At 62.3% G+C, this 18,782-nt stretch carries 14 protein-coding genes, 1 tRNA gene and 1 pseudogene; 6 read left to right on the forward strand and 10 right to left on the reverse strand.

Annotated features, from left to right (window positions below):
- Positions 1–22: 22 nt before the first annotated feature.
- Both ASC86_RS20005 and ASC86_RS20010 read right to left on the reverse strand, forming a co-directional pair.
- The gene (locus tag ASC86_RS20005; protein WP_056325336.1) at positions 23–1,924 is read right to left on the reverse strand and encodes a hypothetical protein; all 1,902 of its coding nucleotides are present in this window, start codon (positions 1,922–1,924) and stop codon (positions 23–25) included.
- Between the two features lie 105 nt (positions 1,925–2,029).
- Positions 2,030–2,395, reverse strand: coding sequence for a DUF4189 domain-containing protein (locus ASC86_RS20010; RefSeq protein WP_056325339.1), 366 nt, complete (start codon positions 2,393–2,395; stop codon positions 2,030–2,032).
- 182 nt (positions 2,396–2,577) lie between these two features.
- Between ASC86_RS20010 and ASC86_RS20015 the strand changes: the two genes are divergently transcribed.
- The 6 genes from ASC86_RS20015 to ASC86_RS20040 all read left to right on the forward strand — a co-directional run bounded on the left by ASC86_RS20015 (position 2,578) and on the right by ASC86_RS20040 (position 10,136).
- Positions 2,578–3,684, forward strand: a complete 1,107-nt coding sequence (locus ASC86_RS20015; RefSeq protein ID WP_056325916.1) for an endonuclease/exonuclease/phosphatase family protein — start codon at positions 2,578–2,580, stop codon at positions 3,682–3,684.
- A complete protein-coding gene (locus ASC86_RS20020; RefSeq protein WP_156387131.1) occupies positions 3,681–4,418 on the forward strand; it encodes an NUDIX hydrolase in 738 nt (245 codons plus the stop codon). The genes ASC86_RS20015 and ASC86_RS20020 overlap by 4 nt, the downstream gene beginning before the upstream one ends.
- Before the next feature lie 60 nt (positions 4,419–4,478).
- The gene (locus ASC86_RS20025) at positions 4,479–5,387 is read left to right on the forward strand and encodes a PhzF family phenazine biosynthesis protein (protein ID WP_056325343.1); all 909 of its coding nucleotides are present in this window, start codon (positions 4,479–4,481) and stop codon (positions 5,385–5,387) included.
- A 128-nt stretch (positions 5,388–5,515) separates the two neighbouring features.
- Positions 5,516–5,591 (forward strand) — tRNA-Lys (locus ASC86_RS20030).
- Between the two features lie 367 nt (positions 5,592–5,958).
- Complete coding sequence (locus ASC86_RS20035; RefSeq protein WP_056325346.1) at positions 5,959–8,250, forward strand: calcium-binding protein; 2,292 nt, start codon at positions 5,959–5,961, stop codon at positions 8,248–8,250.
- A 353-nt stretch (positions 8,251–8,603) separates the two neighbouring features.
- Positions 8,604–10,136, forward strand: coding sequence for a cache domain-containing protein (locus ASC86_RS20040; RefSeq protein ID WP_056325349.1), 1,533 nt, complete (start codon positions 8,604–8,606; stop codon positions 10,134–10,136).
- Positions 10,137–10,152: 16 nt separating this feature from the next.
- On the opposite strand, the gene ASC86_RS20045 is transcribed toward ASC86_RS20040, so the two are convergent.
- The 8 genes and pseudogenes from ASC86_RS20045 to ASC86_RS20085 all read right to left on the reverse strand — a co-directional run bounded on the left by ASC86_RS20045 (position 10,153) and on the right by ASC86_RS20085 (position 18,763).
- Positions 10,153–10,749 carry a DsbA family protein gene (locus ASC86_RS20045; RefSeq protein WP_056325351.1) on the reverse strand — a complete coding sequence of 199 codons (597 nt, stop codon included), beginning with the start codon at positions 10,747–10,749 and terminating at the stop codon, positions 10,153–10,155.
- Entirely contained in the window at positions 10,750–11,805 is a 1,056-nt protein-coding gene (locus ASC86_RS20050; protein ID WP_056325354.1) for an LLM class flavin-dependent oxidoreductase, read from the reverse strand.
- A gap of 14 nt (positions 11,806–11,819) precedes the next feature.
- Positions 11,820–12,745 (reverse strand): annotated as a pseudogene (locus tag ASC86_RS20055) (ABC transporter substrate-binding protein).
- A gap of 73 nt (positions 12,746–12,818) precedes the next feature.
- Positions 12,819–13,763 carry an ABC transporter substrate-binding protein gene (locus ASC86_RS20060; protein ID WP_056325357.1) on the reverse strand — a complete coding sequence of 315 codons (945 nt, stop codon included), beginning with the start codon at positions 13,761–13,763 and terminating at the stop codon, positions 12,819–12,821.
- Between the two features lie 80 nt (positions 13,764–13,843).
- The gene (locus ASC86_RS26940; protein WP_082510335.1) at positions 13,844–15,622 is read right to left on the reverse strand and encodes an amino acid ABC transporter permease/ATP-binding protein; all 1,779 of its coding nucleotides are present in this window, start codon (positions 15,620–15,622) and stop codon (positions 13,844–13,846) included.
- A gap of 31 nt (positions 15,623–15,653) precedes the next feature.
- Positions 15,654–16,196 carry a GNAT family N-acetyltransferase gene (locus ASC86_RS20075; protein WP_056325360.1) on the reverse strand — a complete coding sequence of 181 codons (543 nt, stop codon included), beginning with the start codon at positions 16,194–16,196 and terminating at the stop codon, positions 15,654–15,656.
- Between the two features lie 12 nt (positions 16,197–16,208).
- Positions 16,209–17,396, reverse strand: a complete 1,188-nt coding sequence (locus ASC86_RS20080; protein ID WP_056325362.1) for a M20 aminoacylase family protein — start codon at positions 17,394–17,396, stop codon at positions 16,209–16,211.
- 17 nt (positions 17,397–17,413) lie between these two features.
- Positions 17,414–18,763, reverse strand: coding sequence for an LLM class flavin-dependent oxidoreductase (locus tag ASC86_RS20085; protein ID WP_056325365.1), 1,350 nt, complete (start codon positions 18,761–18,763; stop codon positions 17,414–17,416).
- Positions 18,764–18,782 lie beyond the last annotated feature (19 nt).

Genomic DNA, 18,782 nt, shown 5'->3' on the forward strand with positions numbered 1-18,782 from the left:
AATCGGCGCCCGCACACAGCTATCAATCGCGCGCCAGCACGATCACCCGATCCGCCGCCGTATAGCTCAACGCCTCCGACTTCAGCGGGTTGACCACCACGCCGCCGAGATTGCGGTGATCGGGATCGTCCTGCCGCTGGCGGCGGTAGCCGATGGCGACTTCGCCTCGGCGCAAGGCCGAAAGGGCGATAGTGTAGAAATTCACCGGCTTGTCGATCGCGACATATTCGGAGACCGGCCGCATGTAGATTTCCGAGCCCTCCTCGTCGAGCAGGTCGTCGAAGATGGCGGCCATGGATTCGTTTTCCGAGGCCTGGGCCAGCATCAGGCTGACCAGCTTGTTGCTGACGACGAAATCGTCGGCGCGGGTGACTTCGGCAAGCTCGCGGTTGCGCACGTCGGTCATCTCGCTGACGACGCTGATGTGCCGGCCCGCCTGTTCGGCGATCTTGCGTAGCTGCAAGAGAGTGACGAGGGTTCGGGTATCGGCCGGTTGCGGCGCCATGTGGTCGCTGTAGCCGAGCACCAGCACGTGGTCGTAGGCCGGGATATCCAGCGCATCGAGCGCGGCGCGGTTGCTGGTGTCGATGATGCTGTATTCGACGGCCATATGATCGTTGGCAACGCGCAAGGCGGCGATATCGGCCTCGATTTCCGGCGTATCGGCGGCGATGGTGAGCAGCGAGCCGGGAGCGACATAACGCGACAGTTCGAAGGTGATGATCGGACCACGGCGGTTCCAGCCGAGGATCAGGGTGCGCTCCGGTTTCTGGATGCGGGGCTCGGGTGCGCGGATGGCGTCCTTGTCGACGGTGAGGTTGCTGTCGCCGGTTTTGACTGCGGCGTCGTCCTCGGCGATGAGAATAGCGCGCTCGCCGGCGGCAAAGACGCGGTTTGCGGCGGGGTTGAGATGCACCTTGCCAGAGGTGTCACAGACGCCGATCAGGGTGCAGCCCTCATAGGCCATGACGGCGGCGGCGAAGGATTTGCCGGCAAGGTCCGGCTGTTCGAGCGTGTAGATTTCGCAGCCGTCGAAATCCAGCAGTTCCGAATAGACGGCGCTCAGGCCCGACTGGCGGCTGGAATGCACGACGATGCGGGAAATGAGGTCGTCGGCCAGCACCAGCTGCAGCTCGCTGCCGCCGACGATGCGGGCGACGTCGGCATTCTTGCCGTCGCGGATTTCGGCGGCGATCTGGTAGGGCTTTTCCCGGCGGGCCGGATCGTTGACGAGGGCAAGCACGCTCTTGATCACCTGCGAATCCGGGTCGTCTCCTTCGGGAGACAGAACGATGATCGAGCGCGAGGTCTGCGGGTTGATGATCGAGAGATCGTAAAGGTCGGTCGGATCGCCGCTGCGGCAGATGATGCGAGTGTTTTTAAGATCCGGCACCTTGGCGGCGATCTCGTCTTCCATCTCCACCTTGTCCTTGTTGGCCATGATGACGATGCGCGGCTTCTTGCGGCTGGCATTGGCGATGACCAACTCGGAGATGACGTCGAAGATCGAGGGCGACCAGTTGAGGATGACGGTCTGGTCTTTTTCCAGCACGAGCGAGCGGCCCTTGCGCAGCTCTTCGAGCTTGTTTTCGAGGCCGGCGCTCAACACGCCGATCAAGGCCGAGAAGACGAAGATCCCGGCGATGGTGACGACCAGCGACACGCCGCGGAACCCCCAGCCCATATCTCCGCCCATGGCGCCGGCATCCATGGTGCGCATCAGCGATTCCCAGGCGCCTTCGAAGAAGCTCACGGGCTCGCCGCCCTCGGGCGCGATGCGGGTGATGGCGAGAAAGGCACCGGCAATGACGATGACGATCAGCGAAATGACCGCCAGCCAGCCGATCAGCGCGATCGGCCCGGCGGCCATGCTCTTGTCGAACTCGTAGCGCAGCCGCGCGGCTAGACCCGTATTCCTGCTCATGCTTATCCCCGAAGTCTCTCTCTAGGCTGCCACGTCCCCGGCAATCGCGGCGGACTATACTTTCAAGGGATTAAGGCGAGCTAAAACAGGCCGCTCTTTCCATCGTCACTGCGCGCCGGAGCATTGCCAGCGGATGACCCGGCAGCCGCCGGAATGGCGCGCGCAGGCGGCGATGGCTGCCCGCTGGGCGCGGCGCGGCGTTTCCGCCCAATCGGCACCCCAGCCGTCCGGCCCGCGCGCGACGGCGCCGCAGGCATTGCGGAACCAGATGGCGACGCGGCAATCGGAAGCGTAATCGTAGCAATTGCCCTGCGAGATATCCTCGGCCCGCCAGCGCGACTGCGCATCGAAGGACCAGCCGGTGGCGCCGGTCTCCGGCGAAAGCGAAATCGCCCCGAAACTTTCGGCGTGGGCGGCGCCTGCGAGCAACGTGATTGCGACCGCAAGACCCAGGAATTTGAATGTCGTCATGGTTTTCCCCTCATGCCCCTCGGGCATATGTCGTTCTATCCGGTGGGAAAACGGGCGGGAAAGCGCCTTTATTCGGGAGACGGCCATTCACCCAAATATGGTCCCTTCGCGACTGCAGCTATTCGACATTTGCCGCCGAATGGCTACAGTCGCGGCAGCCCGGATTCGCCATGGATGCCCCGATGTCGCTTCGCCTTGCCACCTTCAACATCGAAAACCTGATGAGCCGGTTCGATTTTTCCGGCTATCGCAACCAGTTGAAGCAGGACCGTGTGCTCAGGCTGTTCGAGGTGCGAAGCGAGGAGGAATACCAACGGCTGGAAGAGGCGCGCACCATCGCCCATACCGACGATACCCGCCAGATGTCGGCGCTGGCGATCGCCGATTGCGATGCCGATATCCTCTGCCTGCAGGAAGCCGACAACATGGCGGCGCTGCAGGCCTTTGAATACGGCTATCTGTTCCGCATGGTCGGCAACGGCTACCGGCAGAAATATCTGATCGAGGGCAATGACCGGCGGGGCATTGATGTCGCCGTGCTGGTGCGGGAGGAGACCCGCGACGGCCAGCGCATCGAATGCGTCGACGTCAAATCCCATGCCGGCGTTACCTATAGCGATTTCGGCCTGTTCAACGACGGGCTGGCGAGCACCGAACTTCCCGGAGACCGCATCTTCCGGCGCGACTGCCTCGAGCTTGAATTCCGCATCGGCGGACGGCCGCTGACGCTGTTCGTCGTGCATTTCAAATCCATGGGCCCGGCGCGCGACGGGCTCGACGGGCGGATTGCGACCATGCCGGTGCGTCGCGCCGAGGCGCTGGCCGTGCGGCGCATCATCGAGGACCGCTTCGGTGCCGAGGGCGTGGCGCAGGCGAGCTTTGCGATCTGTGGCGATATGAACGACTATCAGGAGCGCGTCGATATCCTCGGCGACCGACGCACGGGCTATACCTTCCGCCCGGCGCAGGAGGCGGAAAGCGCGCTCGATGCCTTCAGCCATGACGGTTTTGCCGAAAACGTCATGCGCCGGCGACCGGAACTCGACCGCTGGACGCTGTTCCACAGCCGCGGGCCGCAGGAGCGGCATCTCTGCCAGCTCGACTATATCTGGCTGTCGCCGGCGCTGGCTGCCCGCAATCCGTCCGCCGTGCCGGAGATCATCCGCGGCGGGCAGCCATTCCGCACCATCTTTCCGGCGGGCCAGGAGGTCGAGCGATATCCGCGCGTCGGCTGGGATCGGCCGAAGGCCTCCGACCACTGCCCGGTCGTTCTTTCCATGGATATCTGACGATGCTTGCCAGCAATTTCGACAAATGGCCGGCGGCCGGCCACATCTTTCCGGTGACGGCGCTCGATCTGCGCGTGCTGGAGGAGCCGCATCCCTTCGAGCTTGCCGAACACGAGCGGGCGGCGGAGAACTGGAAGCGGGAGGTGACCCGCAACCCCGCGCTTTTCAACGGCAAGATGCTGTTGCAACGGGCGGTGACCATCGAGGACGGCGCGATATCGGGGGAAGCCCATATCATCGACTACGCCACCTTTCTCCTCTGGCGCAAGACGTGGCCGGGCGAGCGCGCCCTGCATCTTTTCAGCCTGCCGGTGATCCTGTCTTCGGACGGGGCCGTCATCGCGGTGCGCATGGCGCGGCATACGGCCAATCCGGGACGGGTCTATTGCGCCGCCGGCTCGCTCGACAACCAGGACATCCGCGACGGGCGCTGCGACCTCGAAGGCAACATGCACCGCGAGGTCAGGGAGGAAACCGGTCTGGATCTCGCGTCAGCCGCGACCGACGACGGTTTTCACGCGCTGCATGACAAGAGTGTCATAACGCTTTTCAAGGTTTACCGCTTTGCCGCAACCGCCGACGCGCTGATTGCCGCGATCGAACGGCATATCGCCTCCGAAACCGAATCGGAGGTCGACGCGGCGGTTGCGATCCGCACGGCCGATCCGGCCGCATACGACTATCCGTCCTTCATGCCCAAAATCCTCGACTGGATTCTTGTGCGCGAAGGATGACGACGGACAACCTTCCGCTTATGCTCCGTTGCATCCGACGCGTTTAAAAAGGAGAGTTTCGTGGCTCGACCCTATGCAATCTACGATGTCTTCACTTCGCAGAAGCTTGAGGGAAATCCGCTGGCCGTCGTCTTCGATGCCGAAGGGCTGGACGACCGGGCCATGCAGGTGATCGCCACGGAATTCAATCTTTCGGAGACAGTGTTCGTCTTCAAGCCCGAGCATGTATCCCATGTCGCACGCTTGAGGATTTTCACGACGACGCGGGAACTGCCCTTTGCCGGTCATCCGACCGTGGGGGCGGCCGTGGCGCTCGCCGAGCTTCGTAACGGCGAGGACCGGGACATCGTGCAGGTGCTGGAGGAGAATGTCGGACCGGTGCGCTGCGCGGTGCGGCTGAAGACGGGCAGCGCCACCTTTGCCGAATTCGACCTGCCGCGCAAATCAAGACGTCTCGACGCGCGTTTCGACCGGCAGGCGCTGGCTGATGCGCTGAGCCTCAAGAGCACGCAGATCGGTTTCGAGAATCACGTGCCGTCGCTCTGGAGCGCGGGCGTGCCCTTCGTCATGCTGCCACTGCACGACGTTGCCGCCGTGTCGGCGATCGATTTCGATCCCGCGGCCTGGGAGCAACTGGCGCCGATGGCCGATGGCGTGCTGGCCAGTGCTTACGTCTATTGTCGCGGCGGCATCAACCATCAGGCGCGGTTCCATGCGCGCATGTTCTCCTGCGGCCTCGGGATCATGGAAGACCCGGCGACGGGATCGGCGGCGGCGGCTCTTTCCGGTGCGATCCATCATTTCGACCAACTGATCGACGGGCATTATCCGATCCTGATCGAGCAGGGCGTGGAGATGGGCCGGCCGTCCTTCATCCATCTCCATCTCGATATCCACAAGAGCGAGATCGCCACCGCCCGGATCGGCGGCGCGGCGATCAAGGTTGCATCGGGAGAGCTTTATCTTTGAAAAACAGGGGGTAAGCGGCGCGTTCGCAAATTTTTTCGAATTTCTGCAAAGAAATTCGATTTCGGAACTAGACAATCCCGGACAAGCTCTTTATACGCCCAATCACACCGCGGCGACGCGGTCCGGATGGGTGATTAGCTCAGTTGGTAGAGCAGCTGACTCTTAATCAGCGGGTCCACGGTTCGAGCCCGTGATCACCCACCATTTTTCCTCAATGGAAATAATGGATTACGCTGATTTTTTATTAAAAATGAAATACGAATGCTTTGTTGGACGACCATTAGGTCGCGCTAGCTAATTAGCTGTTTTTCCGTTTTATTTCCGCTCCAAGTCGACAGACTTGTGGAGCGCCGTCGGCAGCTACCCGCAACTCCCCATGAAACGTGCAGAACTTGTGAATCCGAGAGCGTTTCTCGCGGGTCAAGTATTGCGACCACCTCCGTTAACCAAATTTTAACACTTCGCTCCCGGCTGGGGTTGGTTTCAACCATTTCCCTTGATAGGAATTACAACCAGAAGCCGCGACGGAAATGAATCGGGGCGTGCGTTTGAGTGTAAACGGGGCCAGAGAATGGCAACCTATACCTACTATTGGCCGGGCAAGACTTACCTTCCGAATGAAGGAAAAAATCCAAATTTTGCAGAGTATCTCGACTCGCAATGGAGGGATTCCGAAGTTTCGATGAGTTCGAGCGATGTCACGTTCGCGCATTGGAACGGCATGACTCTAAAATTTTCGGGAGAAAATCTTGAGTTTGAGGCGGATGGGCTGATCGGCAGCGGCGGTACGCTGACCGGCATCGAGTTGCGCGATGAAAACGGTACTCTCTATCAAAAGATCGACCTGAGCGCCGACAACGTCGCGTTTGCAGACTTCACGACCCTTATGGAGGTGAGCGATAGCTGGTCCGACATTTATCAGTGGCTCTTTTCCGGTAACGACACCATCCAGGGGACTACCGTTGATGACGTTTTTCTCGGTGGAGGCGGTAACGACACGCTGATTGGCGGAGGCTCGGTGCGCGGCGATTTCTTCCAGGGTGGCGCGGGTGTCGACACCTATGTCGCCAGTTCCGGCGAAACGAATACGTTGAGCTTCAGCGACGCCTACGGCGACTTAACCGCTCGTCGTGGGGTAACACTCGACGCTCATCTCGGCACGGTCACCGACCCGTGGGCGAATGCAGAAACATTCGTCGGAATGACCACGTTCTACGGTACTCAGTTTGGCGATACCCTGCTTGGGTCAGATGCCGATGAAACATTCAGAGGCCTTGGCGGCCGCGATGTAATCGATGGCCGCGGTGGATTCGATTGGGTCGAATATCAGAGCGACGCTTCAAAAAGCGGCTGGCGAGGTGTTACCGTCAATCTCGCAACGGGCTATGCCACAGATGGTTTCGGGCACCGTGATACGCTAACGGGGATCGAAGGCGTACAGGGTATCGATTCAAGCGACACATTGATCGGCAACAGTGACGCCAACACACTTCTTGGGCGAAACGGGGACGACTTTATCGATGGTGGTGCCGGAGCCGACCTCATGTCCGGCGGTACAGGCAACGATACGTATGTCGTCGATAACGTGGGTGATATCCTGCAGGAGAAGGGCGATGAATGGGATATCGATTTGGTGAAGTCCTCGGTAAGCTTCAGTCTTGCCAATAAAGCCCAGGTGACCGGCGTTATCGAGAACCTGACGCTCACCGGCAATGCCGCGATCAATGCCACCGGCAATGCGGGCAATAACGTGTTGACAGGAAACAGCGGCGCCAACGTATTGAGTGGTGGGGCGGGCAATGACACCTACGTCGTCGGCGCCGGAGACAAGGTGAATGAAGCCGGCTCCTCCGGGACCGACCTGGTGAAATCCTCGGTCAGCTTCAGCCTCGCCAATGCGGCTCAGGCGGTCGGCAGTATCGAGAACCTGACGTTGACAGGCACCGCTGCTATCAATGCCACGGGCAATGCTCTGAACAACGTGCTGACCGGTAACGCAGGCGCCAATGTGTTGAGCGGTGGGGCAGGCAACGACACCTATATTGTCGGAGCCAAAGACAAAGTCGATGAGACCGGGGCTTCCGGCACTGATCTGGTGAAATCCTCGGTTAGCTTCAGCCTCAGCAACAAGACGCAATCGCTCGGTGACGTCGAGAACCTGACGCTGACGGGGTCCGCCGCCATCAGCGCCACGGGCAACGCTTTGAACAATGTGCTGACCGGTAACGATGGCGCCAACACGCTCATCGGTCTCGCGGGCAACGACACCTATGTCGTCGGCGCCGGGGACTTCGTCGATGAATCGGTTTCCGGATCGGCCGGAACGGATGTGGTCAGGTCCTCGGTCGACTTCAACCTCTCGGACGCCAACCAGGCAGCCGGTAGTATCGAAAACCTGGTATTGATTGGCTGGTATGCGTATTCCGCCACCGGCAACAAGGGTAATAACGTGCTGACCGGCAACGGGAACGATAACATACTGAACGGCGGGGGAGGCAATGATACCCTGGTGGGCGGCGGCGGCGCAGACATCTTCAAATTCAATTCCGCGCTCAGTGCCACGAGCAATGTCGACAGGATCAAGGACTTTACTGTCGACAGGATGGATGAGTTCAACAAAGATTCCATCTGGCTGGAGAATGGTATTTTCACTGCGTTGAAGAAGACCGGCATGCTGTCGGCTGGCGCCTTTGCCAAAAACGCCAGCGGCGTCGCCCAGGACGCTGACGACCGTCTGATCTATGAGACCGATACGGGCAAGCTGTTCTACGACTCGAATGGTAATGCCGCCGGAGGCGCGGTGCATTTCGCCACGCTTTCGGCCAACCTGGCACTGACCAACGCAGACTTCTTCGTCATCTAGGGCACTCCGTGCGATTTCCGACCTCGAAAGCTGTCAGGCGTTTGAGATCGTGCTTTCCAAGGCTCAGATCGTGCTTTTCGTTCTGGATGTCGATGGCGATGGGCTCCGATCGCCGCTTAGGCAGGTTCTGCAAAGACCATCGGATGGTAACGAAAGGCGGCTATCAGGCCGCCTTTTTCTTGTATTCCTACAACCTCCGCCCTTGGTGGAGGTGATCTTAGACACAGGGTTCCAGCCTGCAATGTTGCCGTGAAATCATTTTTGCGCCACACTCGTCGCAAAAGTATCTAATCCACTGGTATAGCGTCTTTTTCCTGTCTAGATTGCCGCCGGGTGATTTGGAGGGGCGTGGCGTGGCATTAAGGCTTCATGGCCATTTCACCGTGGCGACGGCTGCCGGGGCGATCATCATTGCGATGTTCACCTCGCTCGTCATCCTGCTCAGCCTTTGGCTGATGATCAGCTATCAGGATGCTGTGCGCAGGACCGAGGAACGCGCAGTCTCCGCCTCGAAGATTGTGGCTACAAACGTGTCGTGGCTGGATTCGCTTGCGCGGCAATCGCTTCAGCGCATCGACGAGACACTTGGGCCGGATATCGTAACCACGGCCGGCGATGAGGTGCGCAACATCAACGAGACTGTGGCGGGACTTCCGGGGCAGGGCAAGGCCTATGTCGTCGACCGCTCCGGACGTACGCTCTTTTCGACCGATCCGATGGTCAAGCCGATCAGCATTGTCGACCGACCCTATTTCTCCGAACTGGCGAGGGGCAAGGATTCCTATGTATCCGGCCTCATGGTCAGCCGCCTGAGCGGCAAGCAGATTTTTACCTTCAGCCAGCGGCTCGAGCGCAAGGGGCAGTTTGCCGGCGCGGCCGTGATTTCCTTCGACGTTGATCTGATGGCGCCGATCCTGGAGGCGGTCGATCTCGGTCGCAATTCCACCGTCAGCTTCGTGCGGGCCGATGGCCTGCTCGTCGCCCGCTACCCGCTGGCGGAGGGGCCGCTCGACATGAGCCAGTATGTGCTCTTCACCGATTATCTGCCGAAAGCCTCCGAAGGCACTTATGAGGCCATTTCGCCGGTCGACGGCGCCCATCGGATCGTTGCCTACCGCAAGGTTGAGGGCACGGATTTCATTGCGCTGGCGTCGGCGGATTATTCGACCGGGATCAACGACTTCCGCCGGAATGTTTTCGTGGCGGTTTCGGTGATGGTGCTGGCGGCAACTGGCTCGCTTGCGGCGGGCAGCTGGATTCGTCATCTTCGCCGGCGCGACAGCGCCCAATCGCAGCGACTGGAAATCGCCCTTGAGGAAAACCGGCTGCTTTTGCGGGAAATCCATCACCGGGTGAAGAACAATCTGCAATCCGTACAGTCGGTCGTGCGCATGCAGCAGCTTGCGCCGGAGGTGCAGAAATCGCTGGCCGACCGCATTTCTGCGATGATCGCGGTTCATGAGCAGATCTATCGGCAGGACGAATTTTCGCAACTCTGCGCGCGCGATCTGTTGAAATCCGTCGTCGACAAGCTGCTGCAGGCGTTCGGATCGTCGGTCGAGGTGGATTTCGATGTCGATGATATCGCTATCTCCACCGACAAGGCGACGCCGCTGGCGCTTGTGACCAACGAGATCGTGACCAACTGCCTGAAATATGCTTTCCCGCCGGGTACTCGGGGGCGAATTTCCATCAGCTTCAAGAGGGTGGAAAACGATCTGTTGCGGCTCGTCATCAGCGATAACGGTTCCGGCTTTGACGAAGAGGCGCTGACGCCGGGCATGGGGACCCGGCTGATCAAGGGGCTGGTCGCGCAATTGCGCGGCACCTGCCAGATCGATGGCCGCAACGGCACAGTCTTCGTGGCCGAGCTGCCGATCGATTGAAGGCGGGCAGCGGGGTTTAAGGACGGTCGCCGGTAAGGTGGCGTTCGAGGAAGGGCAAGTTGTCCTGGCCCCAGTAGAGTTCGCTGTCGTAGCGGAAGGTGGGGAAGCCGAAGACGCCATGCTCGATCGCATGCTTGCGGTCGTTCGCCCATTTTTCGCGCACGTCTTCATCCGCCTGCCGGCCGCTGAGCGTAGCGCCGTCGAGGCCGGCGGCGGTGGCGATCGCTTCTCGTACCGTCGGTTTGCCGATGTCTTGTGCCTCGGCCCAGAAGGCGTGCTGCAGGGCGCGCGTGAGGCCGATCCAGTCCTTGCCGTCGAGGAAGGCGGCGATGACGATCAGCGATGCCGGGGCGGGGTCGCTGAGTTCGGGGCGGTTTTCGAGCAAGAGCGGTTTGCCGCGCACGCGCGCCCAGCGCTTGAGATCGCGCACCCAATAGGCGCGGCGGACCTCCGGGCGATTGCGGGAGAAGATGCCGCCGTTTTCCTCGACCACGGTGGTCAGGTAGGGCGTGATGGCGACGTCGTTATCCTTGGCGAGATCGACGAAGGTGTCGAAGCCAATATAGGACCAGGGCGAGCCGATGGAGAAGAAATAGTCGATGGTTTTCGTCACTTACGATGTTCCTGTCTGTTTCAGTGCGGGCAGCGCGTCGAGGCCGCTTTCCCAGCCGAGGGCGGGCGCGATCAGGGTGATGAAATCGTGGATGATCTGGCGGTATTCCTCGTCTTCGAACTCGTAGGGAAGCTCCAGCCGCAATTCGCCGATATGGGGGAGGATCGGGTCGGCGAAGAGTTTTTCGAGGATTTCGTCGGAGGTGCCGACGATGTCCTTTGCAAACAGGGTGCGCCGTTCGCCCTGAGGGGTGAGGGTTCGCTTAAAGCGGCCGGCGGCGTAGTCGCGGTAGCGTTGCCGAGTCTTGGCGTCGGCGCTGTCGAGGGGGACGATGACGCGGCCGAGCGCCACGCGCCGGGCCTCGCCGCCGGAGGCGCGGTAGGTTTCCAGCTGCCGCGACTGGGCCTCGAAGAAATCGTCGGTGCCTTCGCCGGTCGTCACATTGCCGATCAGCAGATTGAAGCCGTTGCGGCCGGCCCAGGTCGCGGAGCGCAGCGAGCCGCCGCCGTACCAGATGCGGTCGGTGAGGCCTTTCGCATGCGGCTGAAGACGCGGGCGCTGCGGGCCGAACGGGGTCTTGATGACGGTGATTTCATCGCCGATGGGGTGGCTGCGCAGGTTTTCGACGAAGCGCAGCACGCGGTCGTGGGAGAAGTCGAAATTCTGCCAGTCGCCATCGAAGACGAGGTTGCCGATGAGGTCGGCATGGAGGGGGCGACCGGCGCTGAGGCCGATATTCAGCCGTCCGCGCGAGAGCACGTCGACAGTCGAGAGGTCTTCGGCGAGCCGGTAGGGGCTTTCGTAGCCGATAGGGATGACGGCCGTGCCGAGCTGGATGCGCTTCGTGCGCTGGGTGGCGGCGGCCAAAAAGGCCGTGGCGGAGGAGATGCCGGGCTCGAGATGGCGCTGGCGGGCCCAGGCGCTCTGGAAACCGAGGTCTTCGCCGTATTCGAGAAGCTTCAGCGTCTTTTCGAGGCCGGCCAGCGGGTCGTCGGCCGGATAGTTGCCGGGCGTCAGGAAACCGATGTGGTGGATGTTCGGGGTCTTGTTGCTCATGGGCCTTGTCTCGCTCAGGATTTCGGCAGGCCGGGCGGGTTGGTTTCCGATTTCGGCAGGGCCTCTTCCTTCAGATGCCAGCGATCGAGGATTTTTTCGTAGGCGCCGCTTTCGATCAGGCCATGGTGGCGATGGTCAGGGCATCGGCGAGGCCTGCGCCTTTGCGGGTGGTGATCGCCACGTCGGAGCGGTCGGGCCAGCCGGCGCTCAAGGTGCCGACGCGCTTGATGTTGTGATCGCGGGCGGCGATGTAGACGAGTTGTGCGTGAGGTTGGACGATGACATCGGCGCGGCCGGAGGAGAGCGCGAGCAGGCTTGCGGCCTCGTCGTCGTAATATTGCAGCTCCAGCGGCTTCAGGCCGGCAGCGACGTTCTCGTCGTTCCAGCGCAGGAGAATGCGCTCCTGATTGGTGCCGGAGCCGACGATGATCTTCAGGCCGGCGGCGTCCTTCGGTTGGGCAATGGCGGTGACGGTGCTGTCGGATTTCACGAAGAAGCCGTGCAGGCCCTGGCGGTAGGTGGAGAAGTCGAATTTTTCCTTGCGCTGTTCGGTGACGCCGACATTGGAGATCACAGCATCGTATTTGCCCGAGGTCAGGCCGAGCGGCCAGTCGATCCAGGCGACGGGAACGAGTTCCAGCTGAAGGCCGAGGCTTTCGGCGATGGCCGAGGCGTAGTCGGGATCGGCGCCGACGACCGTCTTCGCGTCCGTCGCATAGGTGGCGAGCGGCGGGCCGCCGGGGGCAACCGCGACGGTGAACTTGCCGGGCGTGACGAAGGCGAAACTCTTGGCAATGGCGGTCACGGCCTTGTCGTTGCGCTCGGCGTGAATGCGGCCTGCCTGTTCGGGGTTGAGGTCGAAAGTTTCGCCGGCGAGCGCCGATCCGGCCAAGGCGAGGGTGGAGGCGAGCGCGCCGAGGAAAAAGCTGCGCAAAGTCATTTTGCCAGTCATGTCGTGGTCTCCATCAGGGGGATAAGGCCGGCGCCGCTTAAGGGGCGGCGCCGGGGAGGGATCAGGAACCGCTCTTCGGCAGGCCGGCCGGGTTGGTGAAGGACTGATCGACGCCTTCGGCTTCGAGGTTCCAGCGCTTCAGGACCTCGCCGTATTTGCCGCTCTTGATGAGGCCGTTGGTGGCGATGGTGAGCGCCTCGGCGAGGCCTGCACCCTTGCGCGTGGTGACGGCAATCTCGGCCGCCAGGGGCCAGCCGCCGCTGACGATGCCGACGAGCTTGGTGTTACCCTTCACGGCCGCGCCGTAGGACAGGGTCGCATTGGGGTTGAATTCGACATCGGCGCGGCCGGAGGACAAAGCGAGGTCGCTTGCGGCGCGGTCGTCGTAATACTGTACCTCGATCGGCTTCAGGCCGGCGGCGACATTCTGGCGGTCCCATTCCAGGATGATCTTTTCCTGGTTGGTGCCGGCGCCGGTGATGACCTTGAGGCCGGCGACATCCTTCGGTTCCTTGATCTCGGTGATCTTGCTGTCGGCCTTCACGTAGAAGCCGAGCACGTCGCGCCGGTAGGCGGAGAAGTCGAATTTCTCCTTGCGCTCCTCTGTGACGGTGACGTTGCTGATGACGGCATCGTACTTGCCGGAAGAGACGCCGAGCGGCCAATCGGCCCAGGCGACCGAGACGATTTCCAGTTCAAGGCCGAGCGAATCTGCCAGCAGCGAGGCGAAATCCGGGTCGGCGCCGACGATCGTCTTCGCATCATTGGCGAAGGTGGCGATCGGCGGGTCCCAGGCGTTGATGGCGACGGTGAACTTGCCGGGCGTGACGAACTTGAAATCGGGCGAGATCGCCTTGATCGCCTCCTCGTTCTTTTCCGCACGGATGCGGTTGGAGGTGTCGGGGCTCAGGTCGAACTTTTCAGCTGCCTGTGCCGCGCCGAGTCCGAGTGTGGCCACCGCGACCGCGCTTGCCATCAGAAGTTTTGCCGTGTTGAGAAATGTCATGTCCCGTCTCCTTTTTTTCATCTCAGGGTTGTGGTTGAGGTCGGTTCCATTCCGTCCGCTGTTTCGGGGCCGGAAATTTGCTAGAGGACTTTTGCCAGGAACTCGCGGGTGCGCGGGTGATCGGCCTGGCTGAAGATGCGGGCCGGCGGGCCGGCTTCGAGGATGTGTCCGGCTTCCATGAAGACGACGGTATCGGCGACTTCGCGGGCAAAGCCGACTTCGTGGGTGACGATGACGAGGGTCGTGCCGGTGCGGGCGAGTTCCTTGATGACGTCGAGCACTTCGCCGACAAGTTCGGGATCGAGCGCTGAGGTCGGTTCGTCGAAGAGCAGCACCTTCGGCTTCAGGGCAAGGGCGCGGGCGATGGCGACACGCTGCTGCTGACCGCCGGAAAGCTGGCGCGGATAGGCGTTGATCTTGTCGCTCAGGCCAACGCGGGCCAGAAGCTCGCCGGCGAAGCGGATGGCTTCCTCGCGGCTTGTGCCACGCACCTGGATCGGGGCTTCGATGAGATTTTCCAGCACGGTGAGGTGCGGGAAGAGGTTGAAACTCTGGAACACCATGCCGATATCGGCGCGGCGCTTGAGGATATCGTGTTCCTTCAGCTCATAGAGGGTGTCGCCCTTCTGGCTGTAGCCGACGAGATCGCCATCGATGGCGATGAAGCCGCTGTCGACACGCTCCAGATGGTTGATCGTGCGCAGCAGGGTGGACTTGCCGGAGCCCGAGGGGCCGAGGATGGCGGTGACGCTGCCGGCCGGCAGGACGAGATCGATATTGTCGAGCACTTTCAGCGAGCCGAAGCTCTTGGAAATCTTCTGGATACGCACGGCGCCGCCGGTTTTAAGCTGGGCCGCATCCTGAAAGCCGATCTTGCGGGCAGCGGGAAAGGCTGCCACCTCATGCTTTGCGGCGCGGTTGAACCTTGCGAAGAAGGACTGGAAGGGCAGCGGTACCGGGTTGCGCACGGCGCCTTTGGAGAAATGACGCTCGATATAGTGCTGGGCGATGGAGAGCACCGTCATGATGACGAGGTACCAGGCGGTCGCGACCATCAGCAGCGGAATGACCTCGAGGTTGCGGCGATAGATGACCTGCACGGTGTAGAACAGCTCCGGCAAGGCGAGCACGTAGACCATGGACGTGCTTTTCGCGAGGCCGATGATCTCGTTGAAGCCGGTCGGCAGGATGGAGCGCATGGCCTGCGGCAGGACGATGCGGAAGGCCTGGCGGCGGCGCGGCAGGCCGAGCGCGGCCGCCGCTTCCAGCTGACCCTGATCGACGGAGAGGATGCCGCCACGGACGATCTCGGCGAAGAAGGCGGACTGGTTGAGCGTCAGGCCAAGGAAGGCGGCGCCGAAGGGCGTCAGCAGCTGCACCATCGGGTAATCGACGAGCACGGTATCGCTGAAGGGGACGGCGATGCGGACTGTCTCGTAGAGATAGCCGAGATTGTTGAGCACCAGCAGCAGCACGATCAGCGGGATCGAGCGCAGGAGCCAGATATAGCCCCAGGAGAGGCCGGAGAGCAGCGGCGATTTCGACACGCGGGCGAGCGCCAGTGCCGTGCCGAGGATCGAGCCGGAGACGGTGGCGAGCGCCGTCAGAAGCAAAGTGCGGCCGAGGCCGGCCAGCACCGGCTCGGCGAAGAACCATTCGGCAAAGACGTTCCAGCCCCAGCGCGGATTGGTGGAGGTGGAGTAGACGACGGCGGCGATGACGACCGCTGCGAAGACCGTCCCGATCAGCCGGCCGGGATGGCGGGCGGGTACGATCCGGTAGCGGGCGTAATCTTGGCTGTGATGTTCCGCCGGCCGGTGCTCGGCCGCGATGCCGGTGAAATCTGTCGTGAGAGCCATGGTCTTCCCCTTTTTGGGTTTTCTGGGCCGGTCAGCGGTGGTCTGCCGCGAGCGCCAGCGCCGGCTGCGGCGCGATGACGGTGGCGGCGCGGTGGCCGATTTGTTTTTCGAAGGGCAGCGTCTTGTAGATTTCCGGGTCGGCATCGACGTCGAAAAGGGCGGTGTAGCCATATTTCAGGTAGAGACCGACCGCCTCCGGCTGGCGAAAGCCGGTGGTGAGATAGACGCGGGTGTAGCCCTGATGGGCCGCCTGCCGCTCCAGTTCCACCAGCACCTTGGCGGCGAGGCCCTGCCTGCGCAGGTCGGCGCGGGTCCAGATGCGTTTGAACTCGGCGGTCTGCTCGTCGTATTGCTTGAAGGCGCCGCCGCCGATGGCTTCGCCGTTGCGGATCAAGAGCACGAAATTGCCATAGGGCGGGGCGAAGGCTTCGGCCGGATAGCGGTTCATCTCTTCTGCAGCGCCGGCGGTGCTGAAATAGGAACCGTAGCGCTTGTCGTATTCGTAGGTCAGTTCGTCGATCAGCGGCTTGGCGCGGGGATCGAGGGGCGTGGTGTAGAGAAAAGCGTCGCTCATGTCGCGGGTCCGTCAGTTGAGAAAGGTTTCCGCCAGGCGCACCCAGTAACGGGCGGCCGGTGCGATGATCGCGTCGTTGAAATCGTAGTGGGCGCTGTGCAGTGGGGCGCTGTCGCCATTACCGATGAAGAGGTAGCTGCCCGGCTGCACCTGCAGCATGAAGGCAAAATCCTCGCTCGCCGTGCGCGGCTTGAAGCCTTCCTCGACCTTGATCGGGCCGAAGGTGTCGAGGGCGACCTGGCGCGCGAAATCCGTGCTCTCGCCATCGTTGACGAGGGCGGGGAAGCCGAGCCGGTAGTCGACATCGGCGAAGGCGCCGAAACTTTCGGCTTGGGCGCGGGCGAGCGCCGGGATGCGCTTGCGAAGCTGCTCGCGCACCGTTTCGTTAAAGGCGCGCATGGTGAGCTTCAGTTCGACGCTTTCGGGGATGACGTTGGAGGCCGAGCCGGCATGGATCGAGCCGACCGTCACGACAGCCGTTTCCTGCGGATCGATGTTGCGCGACACCACGCTCTGCAGCGCCGTGATGAAGGAGGCGGAGGCCAGCACCGGATCGACCGCGCGATGGGGCTCGGCGCCATGGCCGCCCCTGCCGATGATCTTGATCTGGGCCTGATCGACCGAGGCCATGGCGGGGCCGGCGACGAAGCCGAACTGACCCAACGGGACGCCCGGCCAGTTGTGCAGCCCGAACACGGCATCGACCGGGAAGCGTTCGAACAGCCCTTCTGAGATCATCTTTCGCGCACCGGCGCCGATTTCCTCGGCCGGCTGGAAGATCAGGTGCAGGGTACCGTCGAAGCTGCCGCTTTCGGCAAGATAGCGGGCGGCGGCGAGCAGGATCGCGGTGTGGCCGTCATGGCCGCAGGCGTGCATGACGCCGGGATTGTTGCTGGAATAAGCAAGCTCGGTCGCTTCCTCGATCGGCAGTCCGTCGATATCGGCGCGGATGCCGAGGCGGCGGGCGCCGTTGCCGCGCCGGAGCGTGGCGACGATGCCGGTGCCGGCAAGGCCGGTCGTGACCTCGTAGCCCCAGGCGGTGAGGTGCGAGGCGATGAGCTTGCTGGTGCGGTGTTCGCGGAAAGCTAGTTCCGGATATTGGTGGAGATCGCGGCGCAGCGCGACGATCTCGTCGAGATAGGCAGCGATGCCGCGTTCGATGGGGTCCTGAACGGAAGAGGGCGAGACGGTGACGTTCATGGGCTTTTCCCCGCGCCTCAGGCGCGGGCCGCCTTTCCGGGTTCGATCTCGTCGGTATCCGTCGCGTAACGGCTCTTCCTGTAGGGCAGGCCGAGATGGTCGCGCAGGGTTTCGCCTTCCAGCACAGGGTTGAAGTAACCGCGCTCCGTCAGGCGGGGCAGGACATGGGTTGCGAAGTCGTTGAGCCCTTCGGCGATGACGGGGAAGCCGAGGATAAAGCCATCGGCCGCGCCGCCGTCCACCCAGCGGATGATCTCATCGGCAATATGGTCCGCCGTGCCGATGAAGGCCGTCCGCGGGGTGGCGACGTCGAGCGCGATCTCACGCAGGGTGAGGTTCTGCTCGCGAGCGGTTTTCTTGATCCGGTCGGTGGTGGCGCGAAAGCTGTTCTTGCCGATATCGCCGAGATCCGGGAAGGCCTCGTCCAGCGGGTAGGCACTGAAATCGTGGTGATCGAAGAAGCGGCCGAGATAGAGCAGCGCTTCCTCTGTCGTGACGAGGTTGCGGATCGCCTGATATTTTTCCTCCGCCTCCTCGGCGGTCGCGCCGACGATCGGGCCGATGCCGGGGAAAATGCCGACATCGGCGCTGCCGCGGCCCTGGGCGATGGCGCTCTGCTTGACCTGTGCGTAAAAGGTCTTGGCTTCCTCGAAGGGGCCGCCATTGGTGAAGACGGCATCGGCATGCTTGCCGGCGAGCCGGATGCCGGAATCGGAGGCGCCGGCCTGGAAGACGACGGGCTGGCCCTGCTTCGAACGGGCAATGTTGAGCGGGCCTTCGATGCGGAAGAAGCGTCCCTTGTGGTTCAGGCGGCGGAGCTTGCTCTTGTCGGCATAGACGCCGGTTTCGCGGTCCCGCGGGAAGGCGTCGTGATCCCAACTGTCCCACAGGCCCTTGATCGCATCGAGATATTCGTCGGCGATTTCGTAGCGCAGCTCATGTTCGGGATGTTCGCGGCTGTAGTTGCGGCCGGAGCCTTCGAGCGGCGTCGTTACCGCATTCCAGCCGGCGCGGCCGCCGCTGATCAGGTCGATGGAGGCGAACTGGCGGGCAACGGTGAAGACATCGCTGTAGGAGGTCGAGACGGTGCCGACGAGGCCGATCTTCGAGGTCGAGGCGGCAAGCGCCGAGAGGATCGAGATCGGCTCGAAGCGGTTGAGGAAATGCGGGATGGACTGTTCGTTGATATAGAGGCCATCGGCCACGAAGGCGAAGGCGATGCCGGCGGCTTCGGCCTTGCGGGCGGTTTCCACGAAGAACGGGAAATTGACGCTGGCGTCGGCCGGGCCGCTCGGGTGTTTCCAGGCGTTCATATGTCCGCCGGGACCCTGCAGCATGATGCCGAACGTTACGTTTTTCTTCGTCATGGGGCGATCCTTTCCGGGA

Origin of the sequence: Rhizobium sp. Root1212, from assembly GCF_001424985.1 — a bacterium.
Lineage (GTDB): Bacteria > Pseudomonadota > Alphaproteobacteria > Rhizobiales > Rhizobiaceae > Pararhizobium.